This window comes from Ezakiella peruensis, from assembly GCF_900215725.1.
Classification (GTDB): Bacteria; Bacillota; Clostridia; order Tissierellales; family Peptoniphilaceae; genus Ezakiella; species Ezakiella peruensis.
In genome coordinates this window covers 77,613-95,554 of the sequence record NZ_LT962472.1, presented here as the reverse complement: position 1 = coordinate 95,554, position 17,942 = coordinate 77,613, and the positions used below count along the sequence as shown (strand labels likewise).

At 41.3% G+C, this 17,942-nt stretch carries 15 protein-coding genes and 1 tRNA gene; 3 read left to right on the top strand and 13 right to left on the bottom strand.

The features are described 5' to 3' along the window. The 13 genes from CUU59_RS08385 to mgtE (CUU59_RS07910) all read right to left on the bottom strand — a co-directional run. Positions 1-134 (bottom strand): hypothetical protein (locus CUU59_RS08385; RefSeq protein ID WP_146036086.1); only part of this gene is annotated, 134 nt, incomplete at its 3' end. A gap of 157 nt (positions 135-291) precedes the next feature. Then, entirely contained in the window at positions 292-1,620 is a 1,329-nt protein-coding gene (locus CUU59_RS07965; RefSeq protein ID WP_099951426.1) for an ATP-binding protein, read from the bottom strand. A gap of 490 nt (positions 1,621-2,110) precedes the next feature. Continuing rightward, positions 2,111-3,487, bottom strand: coding sequence for an MATE family efflux transporter (locus CUU59_RS07960; protein ID WP_099951425.1), 1,377 nt, complete (start codon positions 3,485-3,487; stop codon positions 2,111-2,113). Between the two features lie 243 nt (positions 3,488-3,730). Further along, the gene (locus CUU59_RS07955; RefSeq protein ID WP_099951424.1) at positions 3,731-4,564 is read right to left on the bottom strand and encodes a transglutaminase domain-containing protein; all 834 of its coding nucleotides are present in this window, start codon (positions 4,562-4,564) and stop codon (positions 3,731-3,733) included. A gap of 661 nt (positions 4,565-5,225) precedes the next feature. Next, a complete protein-coding gene (alaS, locus tag CUU59_RS07950) occupies positions 5,226-7,853 on the bottom strand; it encodes an alanine--tRNA ligase (RefSeq protein WP_099951423.1) in 2,628 nt (875 codons plus the stop codon). Further along, positions 7,840-9,078: an AI-2E family transporter gene (locus tag CUU59_RS07945; protein WP_075574273.1), complete on the bottom strand. Its 1,239-nt coding sequence runs from the start codon at positions 9,076-9,078 to the stop codon at positions 7,840-7,842. The genes alaS and CUU59_RS07945 overlap by 14 nt, the downstream gene beginning before the upstream one ends. Positions 9,079-9,342: 264 nt before the next feature. Further along, positions 9,343-9,975 (bottom strand): HAD family hydrolase, encoded by a 633-nt coding sequence (locus tag CUU59_RS07940; RefSeq protein ID WP_099951422.1) that lies wholly within the window; start codon positions 9,973-9,975, stop codon positions 9,343-9,345. 71 nt (positions 9,976-10,046) lie between these two features. Further along, on the bottom strand, positions 10,047-10,553 hold the full coding sequence (locus CUU59_RS07935; protein ID WP_099951421.1) for an NYN domain-containing protein: 507 nt from the start codon (positions 10,551-10,553) through the stop codon (positions 10,047-10,049). Positions 10,554-10,562: 9 nt separating this feature from the next. Continuing rightward, entirely contained in the window at positions 10,563-11,270 is a 708-nt protein-coding gene (gene rlmB, locus CUU59_RS07930) for a 23S rRNA (guanosine(2251)-2'-O)-methyltransferase RlmB (RefSeq protein WP_169922902.1), read from the bottom strand. Beyond that, a complete protein-coding gene (locus tag CUU59_RS07925) occupies positions 11,270-11,653 on the bottom strand; it encodes a ribonuclease III domain-containing protein (RefSeq protein WP_245870587.1) in 384 nt (127 codons plus the stop codon). The genes rlmB and CUU59_RS07925 overlap by 1 nt, the downstream gene beginning before the upstream one ends. Beyond that, positions 11,638-13,026: a cysteine--tRNA ligase gene (gene cysS / locus CUU59_RS07920; RefSeq protein ID WP_099951419.1), complete on the bottom strand. Its 1,389-nt coding sequence runs from the start codon at positions 13,024-13,026 to the stop codon at positions 11,638-11,640. The genes CUU59_RS07925 and cysS overlap by 16 nt, the downstream gene beginning before the upstream one ends. A gap of 8 nt (positions 13,027-13,034) precedes the next feature. Further along, on the bottom strand, positions 13,035-14,408 hold the full coding sequence (gene mgtE, locus CUU59_RS07915; protein ID WP_099951418.1) for a magnesium transporter: 1,374 nt from the start codon (positions 14,406-14,408) through the stop codon (positions 13,035-13,037). Between the two features lie 8 nt (positions 14,409-14,416). Next, positions 14,417-15,784 carry a magnesium transporter gene (gene mgtE / locus CUU59_RS07910; RefSeq protein WP_099951417.1) on the bottom strand — a complete coding sequence of 456 codons (1,368 nt, stop codon included), beginning with the start codon at positions 15,782-15,784 and terminating at the stop codon, positions 14,417-14,419. Between the two features lie 714 nt (positions 15,785-16,498). Between mgtE (CUU59_RS07910) and CUU59_RS07905 the strand changes: the two genes are divergently transcribed. From CUU59_RS07905 to CUU59_RS07895, 3 genes are all read left to right on the top strand, one after another. Next, a tRNA-Pro gene (locus CUU59_RS07905) sits at positions 16,499-16,575 on the top strand. A 20-nt stretch (positions 16,576-16,595) separates the two neighbouring features. Continuing rightward, positions 16,596-17,411, top strand: coding sequence for a GDSL-type esterase/lipase family protein (locus CUU59_RS07900; protein WP_099951416.1), 816 nt, complete (start codon positions 16,596-16,598; stop codon positions 17,409-17,411). Continuing rightward, positions 17,412-17,939: a DUF4358 domain-containing protein gene (locus tag CUU59_RS07895; RefSeq protein WP_099951415.1), complete on the top strand. Its 528-nt coding sequence runs from the start codon at positions 17,412-17,414 to the stop codon at positions 17,937-17,939. It begins immediately after the preceding gene. Positions 17,940-17,942 lie beyond the last annotated feature (3 nt).

Genomic DNA, 17,942 nt, shown 5'->3' with positions numbered 1-17,942 from the left:
TTTACATACCATGAGGCGACAGTTGTATCTCCTGCATTTATTTCCTTGGCTATTTCTATGAATGATTTGTTTCCTTTTTCGTATTCTTTACATGCTTGTATTTTTGTTTCTAAGTCAAATTTAATTTTCCCCATTTTTTCTCCTTTTATGGGTTTTTAATTAATTAGACTGTCTACTTTGCATGTATCATACCACCTGAAAAGGTCGCCAAGAAATTGACCGATTACTATGCAATAAAAAAAAATAAAAGGAGGCGGAAAGTAAAAACCGCCTCCTTTTTTGTGAAATTTGCTATAGAAATTGTGCCATATAAAATGGAATTTTAATAATATTTCCATCCTTCCTATAATCCTTGGTGTGAATTATATATTCTTTACCAATCCTATCTGAATATTTTTTTGAAAATTCATCCAGGGATTGGTGGGCCCGATAATTTGACGACTTTACTTCTATAGTATTTATTTTATTTTTATCGGTCAAAAGAAAATCTACTTCAAAAGTTCGTTTTTGGTCTTTGTCATAATAGGAATTAAAATAAAGCTTATGCCTATTAAAAGCCAGGGTCTGGGCAATAACATTTTCGTAAACCATTCCCAAATTTTTTGATAAATTATTTGCCAAAAGTTTTTTATAAATAAGATTTTCTGTGAAATCCTTATCCTTAAACATAAGACTTACCATAAGGCCCGTATCTGCTAGGTAGATTTTAAACTTATCCAAATTTAAATTGCTGGACAGGCCTACATTTGGATCGTCAGCATTGTAGGCAAAGAGGACAGTTTTTGAGGCCTTAAGCTCAGCCAATTCCTCCATAATTGAACTGGCCCTATGGTTGTTAAGGACGCTTGACACCTGGTATCTGGAGGAATTTCTGGCGAGTTCAGCTGGTATGGACTCAAACAAAAGCGATATCTTACCTGTTGGATCAATCTTATAAAAATCCTCCATATACAAATTCAAAATATCCCTTTTTACATCATCAACAATCCTAAAATTATTTTCTTCTACATAAGCCTTAACGGCCTGGGGCATTCCGCCCACCAAGATATAAAGCCTAAATTTTTTCATCATATTATGGTTTTGATCATCTCCCAAAGAAATCCCCTGGTCAAAGGCCTGCTTTAAGAGATTGTTGGTAGTCTCATCGCCAATTGCCCACAAAAATTCCTCAAAATCCATGGGAAACATTTCAATCCGCCTCTCCTCGCTAGGAATCAAAATATCCTGAACATTTTTCTTAATAGAAATCAAAGACCCCGTCTCAATGTAATCGTAACGTCCGTCTGCAACTAGTCTTTTAACAGCCTGTCTGGCCAAAGAATTAAATTGAACCTCATCAAAAATTATCAGAGAATCTCTCTCGTGCAAGTCTACACCATATTGCAATTGCAGTTGGAGAAAAAAATAATCCAAATCATGCAAATCATCAAACAAATCCTTGATAGCCTTTGGAGCAAAAGCAAAATCAATTAAAATATAAGACCTATATTCATTTTTTGCAAATTCTTCTACGATTGTGGACTTGCCAACCCGTCTGGCCCCCTCTACCAAGAGGGCAGTCTTGCCATTAGAGTTTGTTTTCCATTCCATCAGGTCTTTATAGATTTTTCTCTTAAACATGCGCCCTTCACCTCCATATACTAGAAAAAAACAAATCCGCACTTCATTTACCTACATTATACCACAAATCCGCATTATAATATAGGTCGTTTTACCACAAATCCGCATTATAATATGGCCCGTTTTACCACAAATCCGCATTATAATATGGCCCGTTTTACCACAAATCCACATTATAATTCTGTAATTTGCTGTCTAATTTGCGAAATACTTGGAAAATTGAATCGGTTTGTCTACCATAAAGGTAGACGCTACATGACCGATTCAATTTCCCCCTCCAAATCTCATCAAATTTTCCTGCGAAATAACATTATAAAACCCCCAGGCATATTTTTTCCTGGGGGTGTTTTAGATTTATTATTTTACCAATAATCTTCACTCAAATCTCTCTCTGCAGGTAGCGGCGATCCTGAAATGGTCACCATTCCACAAGCCTGATCCCCCTTGTAGGGTGAAGGTTTGTGGGTCATGCATGCACAAATATTTTTATCTAATCTTCTCCGTCCCAAGCTTCTTTTTGGTCCATCATCTGGAAGACTTTTTTGGCTAAAATTATTGCTAGTACAAATGAGAGAAAGTCTGATATTGGTCCTGTGTAAACCAGTCCCATTATGCCAAAGAATTTTGGAAGTATTAGTGCCAATGGGATAAAAAATATTACCTGCCTAGTTAGGGACAAGAAGGCCCCCCACTTGGCTTCTCCAATTGAGGTTAAGAGGTTGGTAGTGATGGGTTGGATTGGGATTAAAAAGGTCATCATTAGATTTATCCTAAAATAATATCTACCGAATTTAAAATATTCTTCGCTGCCGTCTCCAAATAAATGTAAAATTTGATCGGGTGCAAATTGGAACAGCAAAAATGCTAGGGTAAGTATTGCCATTGCCCACTTGACACTTGTGAGATATGCTTCCTTTACCCTCTTGTAATTGCCAGCCCCGTAATTGTAAGAGACAATCGGCTGCATGCCTTGGGAAATGCCAAGGGCAAAGGCAAAAAATATCATAAAGACCTTCATGCAAATTCCCACAACTGCCAAGGGAATCACAGTTCCAAATTCACTCTGGGCCCCGTAATGGACCATGGAATTGTTCATAATAATTTGCACAAAAAGCATGGAAACTTGGTTTATAAAGGGTGCTATGCCCAGCTTTAAAATATTTGCCATATAGTCTGGCCTGAATTTAAAATCATCCCTTGTTAAATCGACCGATTTAAAGTGGCGGCTGTAGGATATTACCATAAGGGCCGAGAGGATTTGGCCGATAACGGTTGCCCAGGCGGCTCCAGCCATCCCCAAATCCAAGGAAAAGATAAAAATTGGATCCAAGATTATATTTGCAATGCAGCCCACCAAGATTGCATACATAGAATACTTTGGCGACCCATCCGCCCGGATTAGGGCCGTGCCTGCATTGGTCAGGATTAAAAATAAAAATCCATAGGAAGTTATGTCAGTGTAGGTCTTGGCGTATTCATAGTTCTCTGCAGTCGCCCCAAAAATTGTTAATAGAATTGGCAAAAAAATTTTTACAAGAACAGTTAAAAGCAGTCCTGCAATAATTATCATCAAAAAGCCAGACCCCATATACTTGCCGGCTTCCTCTTCCTTTTTCTCGCCCAGGCATAAATTAAATCTGGCCGCAGCCCCAATGCCAATCAAAAGCGACAGGCCAATGCACATGGTGGTTAGGGGGAAGGACACATTGGTCGCAGAGTTTCCCACAACCCCAATGCTGTTTCCTATGTAAATCTGATCGACGATATTATAAAAAGCCCCAACAATCATTGCAATGACAGATGGCAGGGCAAATTTAAAAAGCAACTTTGAAATGGGCTCAGTAGCCAAAACATTTTCTTTTTTCATATTATTCCTCCCACAAAAGTTTTAAAAGTATCATAGAAAGTATTATAACACAATTAGATCTTTAAAAAAAGTCTTGTCCGCCTTTATATTGGCAGGATAAAAAAGATCATCCATATGGGGGCTCTAACAAATTATTATCTAAAAAACTTTATAATCTTTTCTATCCTTTCATTCTCAGCACATATTGTACAGGCAAAAATTTCCAACAAAAAAAGATGGCCGCCGCCATCTTCTTCATTATATTTATTTTTGTGCTAGGTAAACTTTGCTTAGACTATGATTAAAGGCTTCTTGATCTAGCTTTGCATCAAGTTGATTTAATTCGCTAAAGCTAAGATTAAAATACAGCTTTTCATCTTCCAAATAATCGTTCCAAGTTGTATCGAAGTGTTTCCATTCGCCGTTAAGCTTGACTGTATTCCAAGCGTGAACATCATTGCTGACGACCTTGGATTCTAGGCCAGCGAGTTTTGCCATGACGTCAAATAATTCTGCATAACCACTGCAGCAAGCAGTCTTTGTTTCATAGGCTGCAGGCCAGGTGTTTTGCCAATAACCAGATGGGGTTTGCTTTTTATAAATATCTTGACTGAGTCCACTTTCATCGTAAGTCAGCTTGTCAATTATAAAGCGGTTGATTCTTTCCAACTTTTGAAGATCATTTAAACCTGGTCCCCAAGAATTAATTGCGGCTTGCATTTCTTTTTTGTATCCTCTGGTTTGATTTTGGATGGCCTTGGTCTTTTCTTCGCTGTGAGGTGAGTGGAAGCAGTAGTACATATTTCCATTTTCTTCCCTGATGCTGTAAGTTTTTAAAAGGCCAGCTGAATCGACTTGGTTTAAATTTTCCTTTAAACAATCGGCGATTTCTTTCTTGTCATTTTTTCCTATATTTGTTGCTGATCCAATATAGTACTTTTCAACATAAACTCCTTCAGGTTTACCCTTTATATTGTAGTCCACATAGGATTCAACCTTGCCAGCCTTCTCTGTATAATCTTTTACTACATTATTATAAGCGGTTTGACTAAAACTTAATAATATTGATGCGTAGAATAATATAAATTTACCTAACATTCTTAACTCCTCCTTGGATTTATACTATATATTGTGCTTATGCTTTCTTTAGTTTTAAATTTATTTTCTATAATATGTATTTATCTCTGGATTTTTTCTTTCTGAACTTGTTTTTTAAGAAATCCTTATAAAGCTTTATTTATAGCTCTTTTGTTACTTTAATCTTACCCTTTTATTTAGATAAAGTCAAACTGTTTTTTCTAATTTTTTTATCAAAAAATTATATTTTTATTGCACAAACTATGGTTATTTGTCCCTAGATTAATTTTTTAGTAAAGAGATAATTAAAAGCTAATTCTAGATAAAGCACTACATATTGTGGTGAGGTTTTTAAAAAATAATTGCCTTGTATCTTAAAACACGGGATGTATTTCCCGATTTCGAATTGATTTTTATTCAACTTTTCTCTAAAAAATTGATTTTTGCCTCAAAAAATTTTTTTATTTTATGTATATATAGTTATTTTTAAAAGATTATCCTACAATTTGTGCCTAAAAATAAAATCATGTTAGCATTTAAATAAAGATTCGCCTAACATTTGTTTTCCCAATAAAAAAGAGCCAGGGGATCCTGGCTCTTGGCTATATATATTTTAAATTCCAACAAAAAACGAGGCGGTTTTTATTTTCCGCCTCCTTTGTTTTTTATTTTTATATTCTATTTATAAATAAGATGTGATGTCAGCAAATACGGACTCTAATTTGTCTACGTCCTTGGCTCCGGCCATGGCCATGTCTGGCTTACCGCCACCATTGCCGCCCAGGGCTTGGGCGATTTTCTTGACGATTTGTCCAGAATTTACCCCTTCCTTGACTAGCTTTTGAGTTGTTGAGACGAGGAGGTTGACCTTGTCGCCGTTTTTTGCGCCGAGGATTACCAGGATGTCGTCAAACTTGCCCTTCATTTCGTCGGAAATGCTTCTGAGCTCATTGGCATCCACATCTTCAAATGTTTCAGCAAGGAGTCTGTGGCCCTTGTAGTCGACAATCTTGGATTCCAAATCGCCTGCAGCTCCAGCTAAGAGCTCTGCCTTTAGGCTTTCAACTTCTTTTTTAAGTTCGCGATTTTCTCCGACCAGGTCTTCGGTCTTTTGCAAGATATCTGTAGGATTTGCCTTTAGCTTGCCTGCTATATCTTCGATTAGTTTTTCATTATTCAAGACATACTCATAGGCTGCGTGGCCTGTGATGGCCTCGATCCTGCGAACGCCTGCAGCTGTGCCCGTTTCCATTACGATTTTGAAGAGGCCGATTTCGGATGTATTTTTAACGTGGGTGCCTCCGCAGAGTTCCATAGAAAACTTGCCCATCTTTAAAACACGGACGATTTCCCCATACTTAGATTCAAAGAGACCCATAACGCCTTCTTCTTTGGCTTCCTTAAGAGATTTTTCTTCAGTTACAACTGGGATTGCTTCCAAGACTTTTTCGTTTACAATTCTTTCGACCTTGGCAATTTCTTCCTCAGTCATGGCTTGGTAATGGCTAAAGTCAAAACGCAAGCGGTCAGCTTCTACCAGTGATCCAGCTTGGTGGACGTGGGTACCCAGAACTTGTCTGAGGGCTGCGTGCAGCAAGTGGGTGGCAGAGTGGTTGCGTCTGATGTCTTCCCTGCGGAAATTGTCGATCTTTGCGAAGACCTTGGCTCCGACCTTGGCTGAGCCATCTGTAACCTTGACGCTATGAAGGAAGAGGCCGCCCTTGGTCTTTTGTGTGTCGATAACGTCCATAGCAAAGCCGTCGCCTGTAAGAGTTCCGATGTCGCCAACTTGGCCCCCGCTTTCCCCGTAGAAGGGAGTGTTAGCAAGGACAACTAATGCCTTGTCGCCAGATTTAATGGAGTCGACTTTTTTGTCATCCATAAAGATATTTGTAATTTCTGTGTCGCCTTCGACTTCGCTGTAGCCAGAGAAATCGTTTGACAGACCTTTGAAGATTTCGTCGTTGCCATCCTTCTTCCAACCTGAGTCGGACTTGTCGATGGCTTCGCGTGCCCGAGTTTTTTGCTCTTCCATGGCGGCGTCGAATTCTTCCTTATTATAGGTTAATTTATTTTCGCTTAAAATTTCCTCAGTAATTTCAGCTGGGAAACCGTAAGTGTCGTAGAGTTCAAAGACGTCTGCCCCTGACATTTCAGTTTTATTTTGAGCCTTGAGGTCTTTCATCTTGGCATCTAGAAGTTCTGAGCCGGTAAAGATTGTGCGTTTAAATCTTTCTTCTTCAGTTTGGACAACTTCCAGGATAATTCTCCTGTTTTCGTCGAGTTCTGGATAGGCTTCCTTCCAGTCATCGATGAATTTGTTGATAATTTCAACCAAGAACATATCCTTGATGCCAAGGAGCATGCCGTGTCTTACCGCCCTTCTCATAAGTTTGCGCAAGACATAGCCGCGGCCTTCGTTTGAAGGGACAACCCCGTCTGAGATGAGGAAGGTCATGGCCCTGGTATGGTCAGCGATGATCCTCATTGAGGTGTTGGTCTTTTCTTCGACGTCGTATTTTTTACCCGACAGTCTTTCGACTTCGGTAATAATTTTTCTAATTGTAGAAATATCGTAGACTGATTCTACATTTTCCATTACGCAGGCAATTCTTTCAAGGCCCATGCCCGTATCGATATTTGGATTTGGGAGGGGATTGTAATTGCCATTAGCGTCTTTGTCAAATTGGGTGAAGACCAGGTTCCAAACTTCTAGGAAGCGGTCACAGTCGCAGCCAGGTTTGCAGTTTGGATCTCCGCAACCAAATTCCACACCCTTGTCGTAGTGGATTTCAGAGCAGGGACCGCTGGGTCCAACTTCTAGCTCCCAGAAGTTATCTTCCTTGCCCAAGCGGACAATGCGTTCTTCTGGGATTCCAACCTTGTCCTTCCAAATGTTGAAGGCCTGGTCGTCGTCCTTGTAAACGCTAACCCAAAGTCTGTCCTTGTCAAGGCCCATAACCTCAGTCAGAAATTCCCAGGCCCAAGTGATGGCTTCTTCTTTGAAGTAATCGCCAAAGGAGAAGTTGCCCAACATTTCAAAAAATGTAAGATGCCTGAGGGTCTTGCCAACGTTATCTATATCGCCAGTGCGGACGCACTTTTGCGAAGTGGTCATCCGTGAAGCTGGCGGTGTGGCCTCCTTGGTAAAATATTTTTTAAGTGGAGCCATACCAGCCCCAATCAATAATAAGCTCTTGTCATCTTTTGGTATTAGTGAATATGATGGATGAACGAGATGGCCCTTGGATTCAAAAAATTTTAAAAATCTGCGTCTTATCTCGTGCATACCAATTTTATTTTCTGTCATTTTCTATCCTCGATTCTTCTTTAATTTTATTTTTCCTATAATCCTTGTATTCGTTGTAAACAACCTGGCCAATAATCACAATCGGCAGGGCAAAGATCATGCCCACAAAACCGAAGAGGAAGCCCCCAATCAGTATTGCTATAAGCACTGTAAAGGGGTGCATGCCCAGAGTGTCTGCAAAAATCTTTGGCATAATAATGTTATTTTGTAGCCAGTTAGAAACTGGGAATATAATTATAACAGCCAGCGCCTTGGCAGGGCTGTCTATAATTGCAAATATAAAGGCTGGTATAAATCCAACCAGGGGTCCAATATAGGGAATAATATCCGCAAACATGGAGATAATCCCGATTACAAAGGCAAAGTCTACTCCAGCTATGGTTAAGAAAATGCTAATCATAATCCCTAGGGCCAGGCAAGACAGGAGTTTACCCTTTACATAATTGCCGACCTGTTTATCGATCTTGGATAAGACTTGCAGGGTCTTTTCCTTGCGTTTTTCTGGAATCAAAGCCTTGGCCTTTGCCACAAACAATTCCTTGTCCTTCAAAAGATAAAAGACAAATAGAGGAATCAAAACGATCATCAGGGTCTTGGAAACAGTTGTCTTAACCCCAGACAAAACTCCTCCCATGTTCTTCCTGGCCGTTTGAATCATATTTTGTATAAATTCTCCCCAATCAACCGTCTTGATATCAAAAAGCTCCTTGCCAGCAATTTTGACAGACAAGTCATTTACCAGCTGTTGGGCTTGGTTTACATATGAAGGTAGGTTATTTATAAGCTTTTTAAATTCTTGGACCGTCTTTGGCAAAATTGTAAGAGAAAAAATTACCAAGATAACCAAAACTATCAGATAAATAGCAGCAATAGCCCGGGTCCTATTCATATATTTTCTCTTCTCCAAGCGCCTAACCGCCGGATTTAATACATAGGCTATGATGAGCGATGCAATAAAGGTGTTAAATAAATACCTAAGGCTCGCATTGGTCTTTAAAATCAAATAAAAAATAAAAACTGCCAGGGCAATTAAAAACCATTTAAAAACCTTTTTTGTCGAGACCCTAATCTGCTTATCCTCATCCACGTGCTTGTTGGCAATCTGTATCAGATAATACAAGCTCGTCAGCATTAAAATGCCAAGGATAATCCAAATCGCCCTTTGAACCACAACGTCAAAGGTGAGTTTGTTAAGAGATTCTCTTATCAAATCCAAAGCGTCCATAACCGTTACCTCCTTAAACTCAATATATAGGTAAATTATACTCCATAAAAGGCTTTCCGTCAACAAAAAACCAATGGCCAATCGCCTTTTGCTTTGCTTTTAGCAAAAAATTAGTAAAACTTTAAAAAATAAAGTCCCAAACAAATGGCAAAATAATTTTAAAAACAATTTGCAAAAAATAAAGCAAAATAACTTTAAGAACAATTTCAAAAAAATTCCACAAAAAAATTGTGGGCGTCGCCACAATTTAAATTTAAATTATTTTTACTTTTCCAAGAGCTTTAAAATATCAGCCGGCCCTTTTAAAAGAATCTTGTCGTGATTTAAATATTCGTCAGTCCCCCACTCCGAGGCCCCGTAGGCTATGCCGGCGTCGATTGCAGCCAGATGGTCGCTAAGGGCGTTTCCTATATAAATGGTCTGGTCGGGATTTAAATTATTTTCCTTCATCAAAAGGACCAACATGTCACCACTAGGCTTAGGATTTTCGACATCGTCCTTGCAAACAAAAGTATCAAAAAATTTATCCATGCCATTTTGGTCCAGGACAATATGGCTGCCAGTTCGGTCCCGGTTGGTAGCAAAGGCCATAAAGTTTGCCCTGGCCTTTAACTCTGCCAAGACCTCCTCCATGCCAGCGAACATTCCAATCCCGTGGGCCAGCTCATCAAAATGTGCAAAGAGCTCTCCCATATTTTCTGCATTTGCCTCGATCTTAAGGGCCGCCAAGACATCTATTACAGGCAAGTGAAGGGTAATAGCCTTCTCCTCTGCAGTCAAAGGCCGGCCGATCTTTTTCATAGTCATCCGCTCAAAAGCCTCAATAGTGGCAAAACGCGAATCCAAAATCGTCCCGTCTATATCAAAAATAAAATTCTTAAAAAATCTCTGGTCCATAAAATCTCCAAAATTGAAAATGCAGTAAAAATAAAAATTACAATATAAAAATTAAAATCTAAAATTAAATATTATTGATCCTTGCCTTCCAGCCACTTTTTGAGTTCTCTTTCCATTTCGCTTTCCTCTACCAGGTGGTCGTTTTTGATTTTTTGCCTTTGGTGCATTTTTTTCTCCAGATCTAGGCTGTCTTCAATCATGGCAAAAAAGGCCCTTGACCCCATCCGACTTGCGCCCTCGTTAAAGGCAAGCGTAGACTCTGCCAGGTCATTGGTCACCACGACCATCTTGTATCGATCTGCGTACTTGTAGGTCGCGGCTTCTATAAAGGAGTCGGCGGTTTCGTTTTCACGTGTAAATACAATGGTGAGGTCATCCTTCTCGTAAGTTTCCCCCCGATTATCCTTGACCATGTGGCCATCGTAGACCACGATAATCTTCTTGCCAATGTATTTGCCGTAGCCCGATAGAATGGTCTCCAGGGACCGCCTGCTCTCTTCCAAAGATATTTCCAGGAGGTCTTTTAGGTGACTTGCGTGTATTAAATTGTAGCCATCAACTATAAAAACTTCCTTCATAAGCCATCTTTAGATTTGTTTTTTGTGGTATTCGTAAAAAACTATTGAGGCGGCAACTGCAGCGTTTAGTGAGCCAACACTCGATTTTTTATCCATGGGTATGGTTAAGATTTTGTCGCATTCTTTTTTTACGCCCGGCCTCATGCCCGAGTGCTCGCTGCCAATAACCATAACTACGTCTGAATCAAAGACTTCGCCGACGTCGTCCCCCTCCATATCTGTGCCCAGGACAAAATAACCTGCGTCCTTGAGGTCCCTAAGGGCTCGTGCCAGATTTACTACCATTATAATAGGCAGGTCCTCAAGTCCACCTTGGGCAGTCTTGATAACAGCCGGTGTAATGTGGGCCGACCTGTCCTTGGTAATAATAATTGCGCTTATGCCAAAGACCGATGCGCTCCTTATAATCGATCCAAAGTTGCCCACGTCTTCAACGCCGTCAAGGGCTACTATGGCCTTTCTGTCTTCTTTTGGCCTTGACAAAAACTCGTCCAGGTCCATGTACTCATATTCGGGCACTTCCAGGCAAACGCCTTGGTGGGAGGACTTGAACTTATAAAAATAATTCCTGTCTTCTCTGACTTCCAGGCCTTGGTCGTAAGCCAAATCCAAAATTTCCCTTAACTTTGGGGCTTTTTTATCTTGAACTATTAGGCGAATTTTTTTGCCGTCTGCTTTCAAGGCTTCGCTAACAGCTCTAATTCCAATTATCTCCACTATCTTCTCCTTTTTATCTCCTCATAAAGATATTCCAGTCTGTCCCTGGCCCCCGACAAATACAGGGCGCCAACCAGGGCTTCAAAGCCAGTTGCAATCCTATAGACCTGAATCTTGGTATGCTTGGGCGGGTGCTGGCTCTTGTTTCTGGCCCGTCTAACCAGGTCCAGCTCCTCCTCGGTCAAGAGCTCTTCGATATTTTTAAAGTCCCTGCACTGGGCGTTGGCGGATACATATCTGACGGCCTCCTTGTGGAGGTCGGCCACATGCCTGTTTTCACTTACAAGGTCCCGCCTAACCATGAGTTCGTAGACAGCATCGCCCAAAAATGCCAGGTTAAGAGCGTCCATTAGGGCATATTCTTTCTTTAAAGCCTCTGCCACTTAACACCGTCCTTGGTATCCTTGAGGACAATCCCCTCAGCCTTGAGCTGGTCTCTGATCTCATCAGCCCTGGCGTAGTCCTTATTTTTCCTAGCCTCTTCTCGTTCTTGGATGAGGGCGTCTATGTCCGCATCAATCGTTGTTTCTTCGTCTTCAATAACGCCAAAGATCAAAACAAAATCGTCAAAGGCAGACTTTACGTATTTTAAATCATCCAGCGAAGTAGTTTCATCCAAGCTTGTGTTGATTAATTTTGCCAAGCTGAGCCAGTCAGTCACAGCGTCTGGCGTATTTAAATCGTCGTCCATGTGGCTGATTAAATCTTCCTTAATTTTGTCGACTCCTTCTCTTAGGTCCTTGTTTTCTGGTCCCTCACTTGCCTTTTCAATGAGGCTTTTTAGCCTGTCCTTGGCGTTCCTCAAGCGGCTTATCATGGCCCTTACAGACTCGATTGCCGCCTTGGAATAGTTGAGGGGCTTCCTGTATTGGGCGTTTAAAATGAAAAACCTGAGGAGCTCAGCCCCTTCCTTTTCTATAAATTCATGGGCGTAGAAAAAATTGCCCAAGGACTTACTCATCTTGACATCGTCGATATTTATCATCCCGTTGTGCATCCAGTAATGGGCCAGAGGCGCGTCATTTAGGGCCTCTGATTGGGCGATTTCATTTTCGTGGTGGGGGAATTTTAAATCCTCGCCGCCAGCGTGTATGTCAATGGTCGACCCAAAGCGCGAGCGAATCATGGTCGAGCACTCTATGTGCCAGCCCGGCCTGCCCTGGGACCAGGGGCTATCCCAATAGGGTTCGCCCTCCTTCTTTTCCTTCCACAGGGTAAAGTCTAGCGGATCTTCCTTCTCGGTGTTCTCCTCAATGCGGGCGCCGATTTCCAGGTCTTCGATATTGCGGTTGGACAAACGGCCGTAGTCTTTGAGTTTGCGGACGCGAAAATAAACCGACCCATTGGCTTCGTAAGCAAAGCCCTTGTCAATGAGCCCTTGGATAAAATCAATAATATCGTCCATGTGGTCCGTGCAAGTTGGGTGCTCGATTGGATATTCGTAAAGCCCTAAGTCCGTGTAGTCGCGTTCGACCGATTTGATATAGCGGTCGGAAATGGTCTTGATATCAACGCCTTCCTCGTTGGCCTTATTTATAATCTTGTCATCCACGTCAGTGAAATTGGAAACGTAAGTTACATCGTAGCCCTTAAAGATAAAATACCTTCTCAAAACATCAAAGGCAACCTGGGGTCTGACATTGCCCAAGTGCATGTCATTGTAGACGGTTGGTCCGCAAACGTACATGGTCACCTGGCCTTCATTTATGGGTTTAAAATCTTCTTTTTTTCCGCTATAAGAGTTAAAAATTTTCATAAGTCCTCCTAAAATCCTATAATGCTAGATGCTAGGGTAAAGTAAACTACAAGTGTAGTCGCGTCTGCAATTGTCGTAATAAGTGGCGATGCCATAATAGCCGGGTCCATCTTGAGCTTGTAGGCAGCCAGTGGCAAAAGCCCGCCCAGGAGCTTGGCCGCAGTCACTGATCCGATTAGGGTCAGTGAAACCGTGAGGGCAATATTGGCCGGGGCCCCGTCGATGTAGATAATCTTGAAATAATTTACGACCGCCAGGACAAGACCACAAATAATTGCCACTTGAAGTTCCTTAAATACAATCTTTAGCCAGTCTTTAGTTTCGATCTCCCCAGTTCCCAGACCGCGGATAATTAAAGTCGACGACTGAGAACCCGAGTTACCGCCGGCGCCCATGAGCATGGGTATAAAGCCGGACAAAAATGCTGTCGAGGCCAAAAGTCCTTCGTAGCCATTGATAATCCTCTGGGTAATAGAAGCCGAAATCATGAGGACAAAGAGCCAGATAATCCTGTGCTTGGCGTGGGTGAAAACAGATGTCTCCAGGTATTCCTCATCGTTTGGCGTAATAGCAGCCATGATTTGGAAGTCCTCATCAGCCAATTCTTGCATAAGGGTCAGGATGTCATCAACGGTAATAATGCCGACGATCTTGTTCTCCTTATCGCAAACGGGCAGGGCCTCAAAGCCATAACGCTTAAAGGTCTCAGCAACCGTCTCTTCGCTGTCGTGGGTATTTAAATAAATCACATCTGGATTCATAAGATCTATAATCTTTGTCTCCGGAGAAGCAATGATTAGCTCACGCAAGGATACGATCCCCTCCAACTTGCGACTTTGGTCGGTTACATAAAGGGTGTAGACGGTTTCCTTCTTGATGCCCTCGGTCTTTATCTTGTGGAGGGCCTCCTTGACCGTCATCTCCTTCTTTAATGAAATATATTCTATTGTCATAATCGATCCTGCAGAATCTTCAGGATATTGCAAGAATTGATTAATCAGCTTGCGGTCTTCGGGACTGGAATACTTTAAAATCCTATCCACCAGATCAGAGTCAACCTCTTCCAAGAGGTCCACCTTGTCGTCCATGTACATGTCCTCGATAATGCTCTTGAGCTCAGTATCTGAAACAGTGCGGACAATTTCCTCCTGCTGGTCGTAGGATAGATTATAAAAAMCCTCGCCCGCCATATCCTTGGGCAGGGTCCTGTAGATAATCGCCCCCGTCTTGTCGTCCAAGGTATCGATAAGGTCTGCCACGTCAACCTCGTTTAAAACCGAAAGTAAAACGCGGACGCCTTTGAAATCCTTGGCCTCCACAAGCTCCTTCAATCTCTTTTCTATCCTGTCAAGCTCTACAGTTTTGTTGTGTAAATTTGACATAAAAACTCCTATTTAATAATCATTTGAGCGAATATAAAATACGCAGTTAAACTCGTCGCGTCAGCAATGGTCGTAATAAGTGGCGACGCCATAATAGCCGGGTCCAGCTTAAGGGCGGCAGCCCCCATAGGAAGCAGTCCTCCCACCAGCTTTGCACCAAGCACAGCCACCACCAGCGAACAAGAAACGGTCAGGGCCACATCTGCTGGAACCCCGTCCAAGTAAATAACCTTAAAATAATTTACAATAGCCAGGGTGAGGCCACACAAAAGTGCAATCCGCATTTCCTTCCACAAAACCTTGAGCCAGTCCTTGCCCCTGATATCACCAGTGGCCATACCGCGGATAACCAGAGTCGACGATTGGGCCCCCGAGTTACCACCCGTATCCATTAACATGGGGATAAAGCCAGCCAAAAACGGAATCGAAGACAAGAAATGCTCGTAGCCGTTAATAATATTTTGCGTAATAGTCGATGAAATCATCAGAACCAAAAGCCAGGGAATCCTGTGCTTGGCCAGGGTAAATGGAGAAGTCAAAAGGTATGGAGTCTCGTTTGGTGTGGTAGCAGCCATCTTTTGGAAGTCTTCCGTGGTCTCGCTTTCCATAACATCCATAATATCGTCAACCGTTACAATCCCAACCACCCTGCGTTCATTGTCTACAATAGGCAGGGCCTTGAAACCATACTTCCTAAAAAGATTAGCAACATCTTCCCTGTCGTCGTGTGTGTGGGCGTAAATAACATCCGACTCCATCAAATCCTCGATCACATCGTCATCATTTGCCACCAAAAGCTCTCTCAGGGACAAAATCCCCTCTAAGCGGCGTTCCTTGTCAGTTACATAAAGAGTATAGACAGTCTCCTTATCAATACCCTCGCGGCGAATCTTCTCCAAAGCATCGGCAACAGTCATCTTCTTTTTCAAAGACACATACTCAATAGTCATAATAGAACCCGCAGAATCCTGAGGGTACTTCAAAAACACATTTATCAGATTCCTCTCCTCTGGAGAAGTGTACTTTAAAATCTTGTTGACAACAGAAGCCGGCATCTCCTCGAGCATGTCGACCATATCGTCCATGTTTAAATCATCCAAAATACTCTTGATTTCAACATCAGTGGACACATCTATAATGGCCTTTTGTTGCTCAGAGTCGAAGTATGCAAAAACCTCAGCCGCCAAATCCTTGGGAAGCATCCTATATAAAACAGCACCCGAAACCGGGTCCATCTCGTCAATAAGATCAGCAATATCAATCTCATTTAGAGAAAGCAAAAGCTCGCGGGCCGCCTTTAAGTCCTTTTTTTCAATCAAAGCCCTAAACTCATCTGAAAGCTTCTCTAATTCTAACATTCTCTTGTTTTCACTCATTGTGTGCACCCCCTTCTCATCCTATCATTATAACATATAGAAGAAAGGCATTCAATCAAAATATTTTTAAAAATATAGTTTTATCCGAGATTTTGCACTTTCTCAAAAATGGCTGTGGCGTAACGGCGATCCTTACACGCGAGGCGGTGGTTACCATAAAGGTAACCCCTACAACTTCCGCCTCGCATGCAAATGGTCGCCACTCGACCACGAAGCTGGTCGAGATTTATAAAACGTAATTTTTATTTGTAAGCGTGCGGGCGGACAATTTGAAAAATAAAATGCAATTTGCATTTCAAAACGCGCGGACGAAAATTTTGAAAAATAAAACGCAATTTTTATTTCAAAAGTCGGAGACGAAAATTTTGAAAAAGAAAATATTTTTTATTCTTTGTAAAAATTGTTTCCCCAAGAAAGCAAAATTTTTTTGTCCGAAATAAATCGGACGCTACATGAAAAATTTTGTTCGATTGCTTGCAACAATCTGAGGAGAATTTCGGCCATAAATTTTTATTCGATTGGCATACGCCTCCCATATAAAATTATTTTTTATTCTTTGTAAAAACTGCTTGACAAAGATTAATTTCTTATGTATAATAGTTTTTGTTGGTTGGGAAAACTAACCAATGGCAATGAGACGAGCCGACAAAGACCAGAATTTCTTTACACCTGAGGTGTAAGAATTCTGAATTGTCAAAATAAATATTTAAGTATCGGGGTGTAGCGCAGTTTGGTAGCGCACGTGCTTTGGGAGCATGGGGCCGGGGGTTCAAATCCTCTCACCCCGACCATTTTTTTATAGGGGGTAATTATGAAAAAATTTCTAAAATTTAGTCCCCTATGTCTCTTGGTAATTTTAGGATTATTTATCCACATTTCAAACACTCGCTTTGTAAATGAAGCGCTTGCAAAAGGCCTTGAAGTTAAAAATAGCCTTGACCTTGAAAAGACTTACGGCATAGTTTTAAAAAATTCTGTGCATGCAAGTCAAAAAGAGCAAAAATCTGCTGAACAAAGCGTCAAGAAAGCTAATATACTATTACAAGCTGAGAGTTCTGGTCCGAATTATGATGTAAATCCGTCAGATGGGACGGATTTCAAGGAGGTCTACAAGGACTCTTTATTTATTGGAGATAGCATTTCAAACGGTCTGATGTACTACAAACATGTTAAGGCTGATAATGTTATGGCCGACATCGGTCAAGATCTCAAAAAATCTTTAAATAGTATTGATAAAATTAAAAAGAAAAATCCCAAGTATATTTATATAATGCTTGGCATGAACGATTCGATTTACGTGGATGATGTAAATGTCTTTATCGAAAGGTACAAGAGCCTAATTAGTCAAATCAATCAAAACTTGCCCAAGACCAAGGTTGCAATCACCAGTGTCCTGCCAGCCGATAGCTCAAATAAAAAAGCTATGGCCAGGATCAACAACCAAAGGATCAGCGCCTACAATGCTGGGCTAGCAAATTTGGCAAATGAATTTGGCATCCCTTTTATCGACCTAAGACCCTACCTCAAAGCCCATCCCGACTTTTATGAAGGAGACGGCATCCATCTGAATAGAAATTTTTACCGCTATTGGTTGAAGTTTATCCAAGAAAATTACAAGGAGGCATAGGTGAGAAAAACAGCACTAATCTTGGCAATCCTGCTAGGACTATTCACACTTGGCTGCGGCAACAAGACCGCCAATAATCCAGAAGATAAAGCAGAAGATAAAGCAGAAAATCAAGCTGAAGACAAATCCGAAAAGCCAGCTGAAAAACCTGCAAAGACAATCGACGAAATCTTCCAGCTAGCCAAAGACAATATGGACACAGCTACCATGGACGATAGCGATTCAGACATGCTATCACTTGTTATTGGCCTGGACGAAAGCCTCTACGATGAATACAAGTACATGTATCCAGAGACAAACTTAAACAACAACCAAATCCTGGTCATCAAGGGCTCAGACAAAAAAGCCCTCAAAGATGCCCTGGACAAATTTTTGAAAAACCAAATCGAACTCTATTCCAGCTACCTGCCAGCCGAAGCCGAAAAGCTCAGGGCCGCCGAAGTCTTCGAAGTAGATGACTACGTGGTCCTCTTGGTGGGCGACACAAAGGAAGAAGTTCAAAAATCCAAAGCGGAAATAATAAAATAAAAC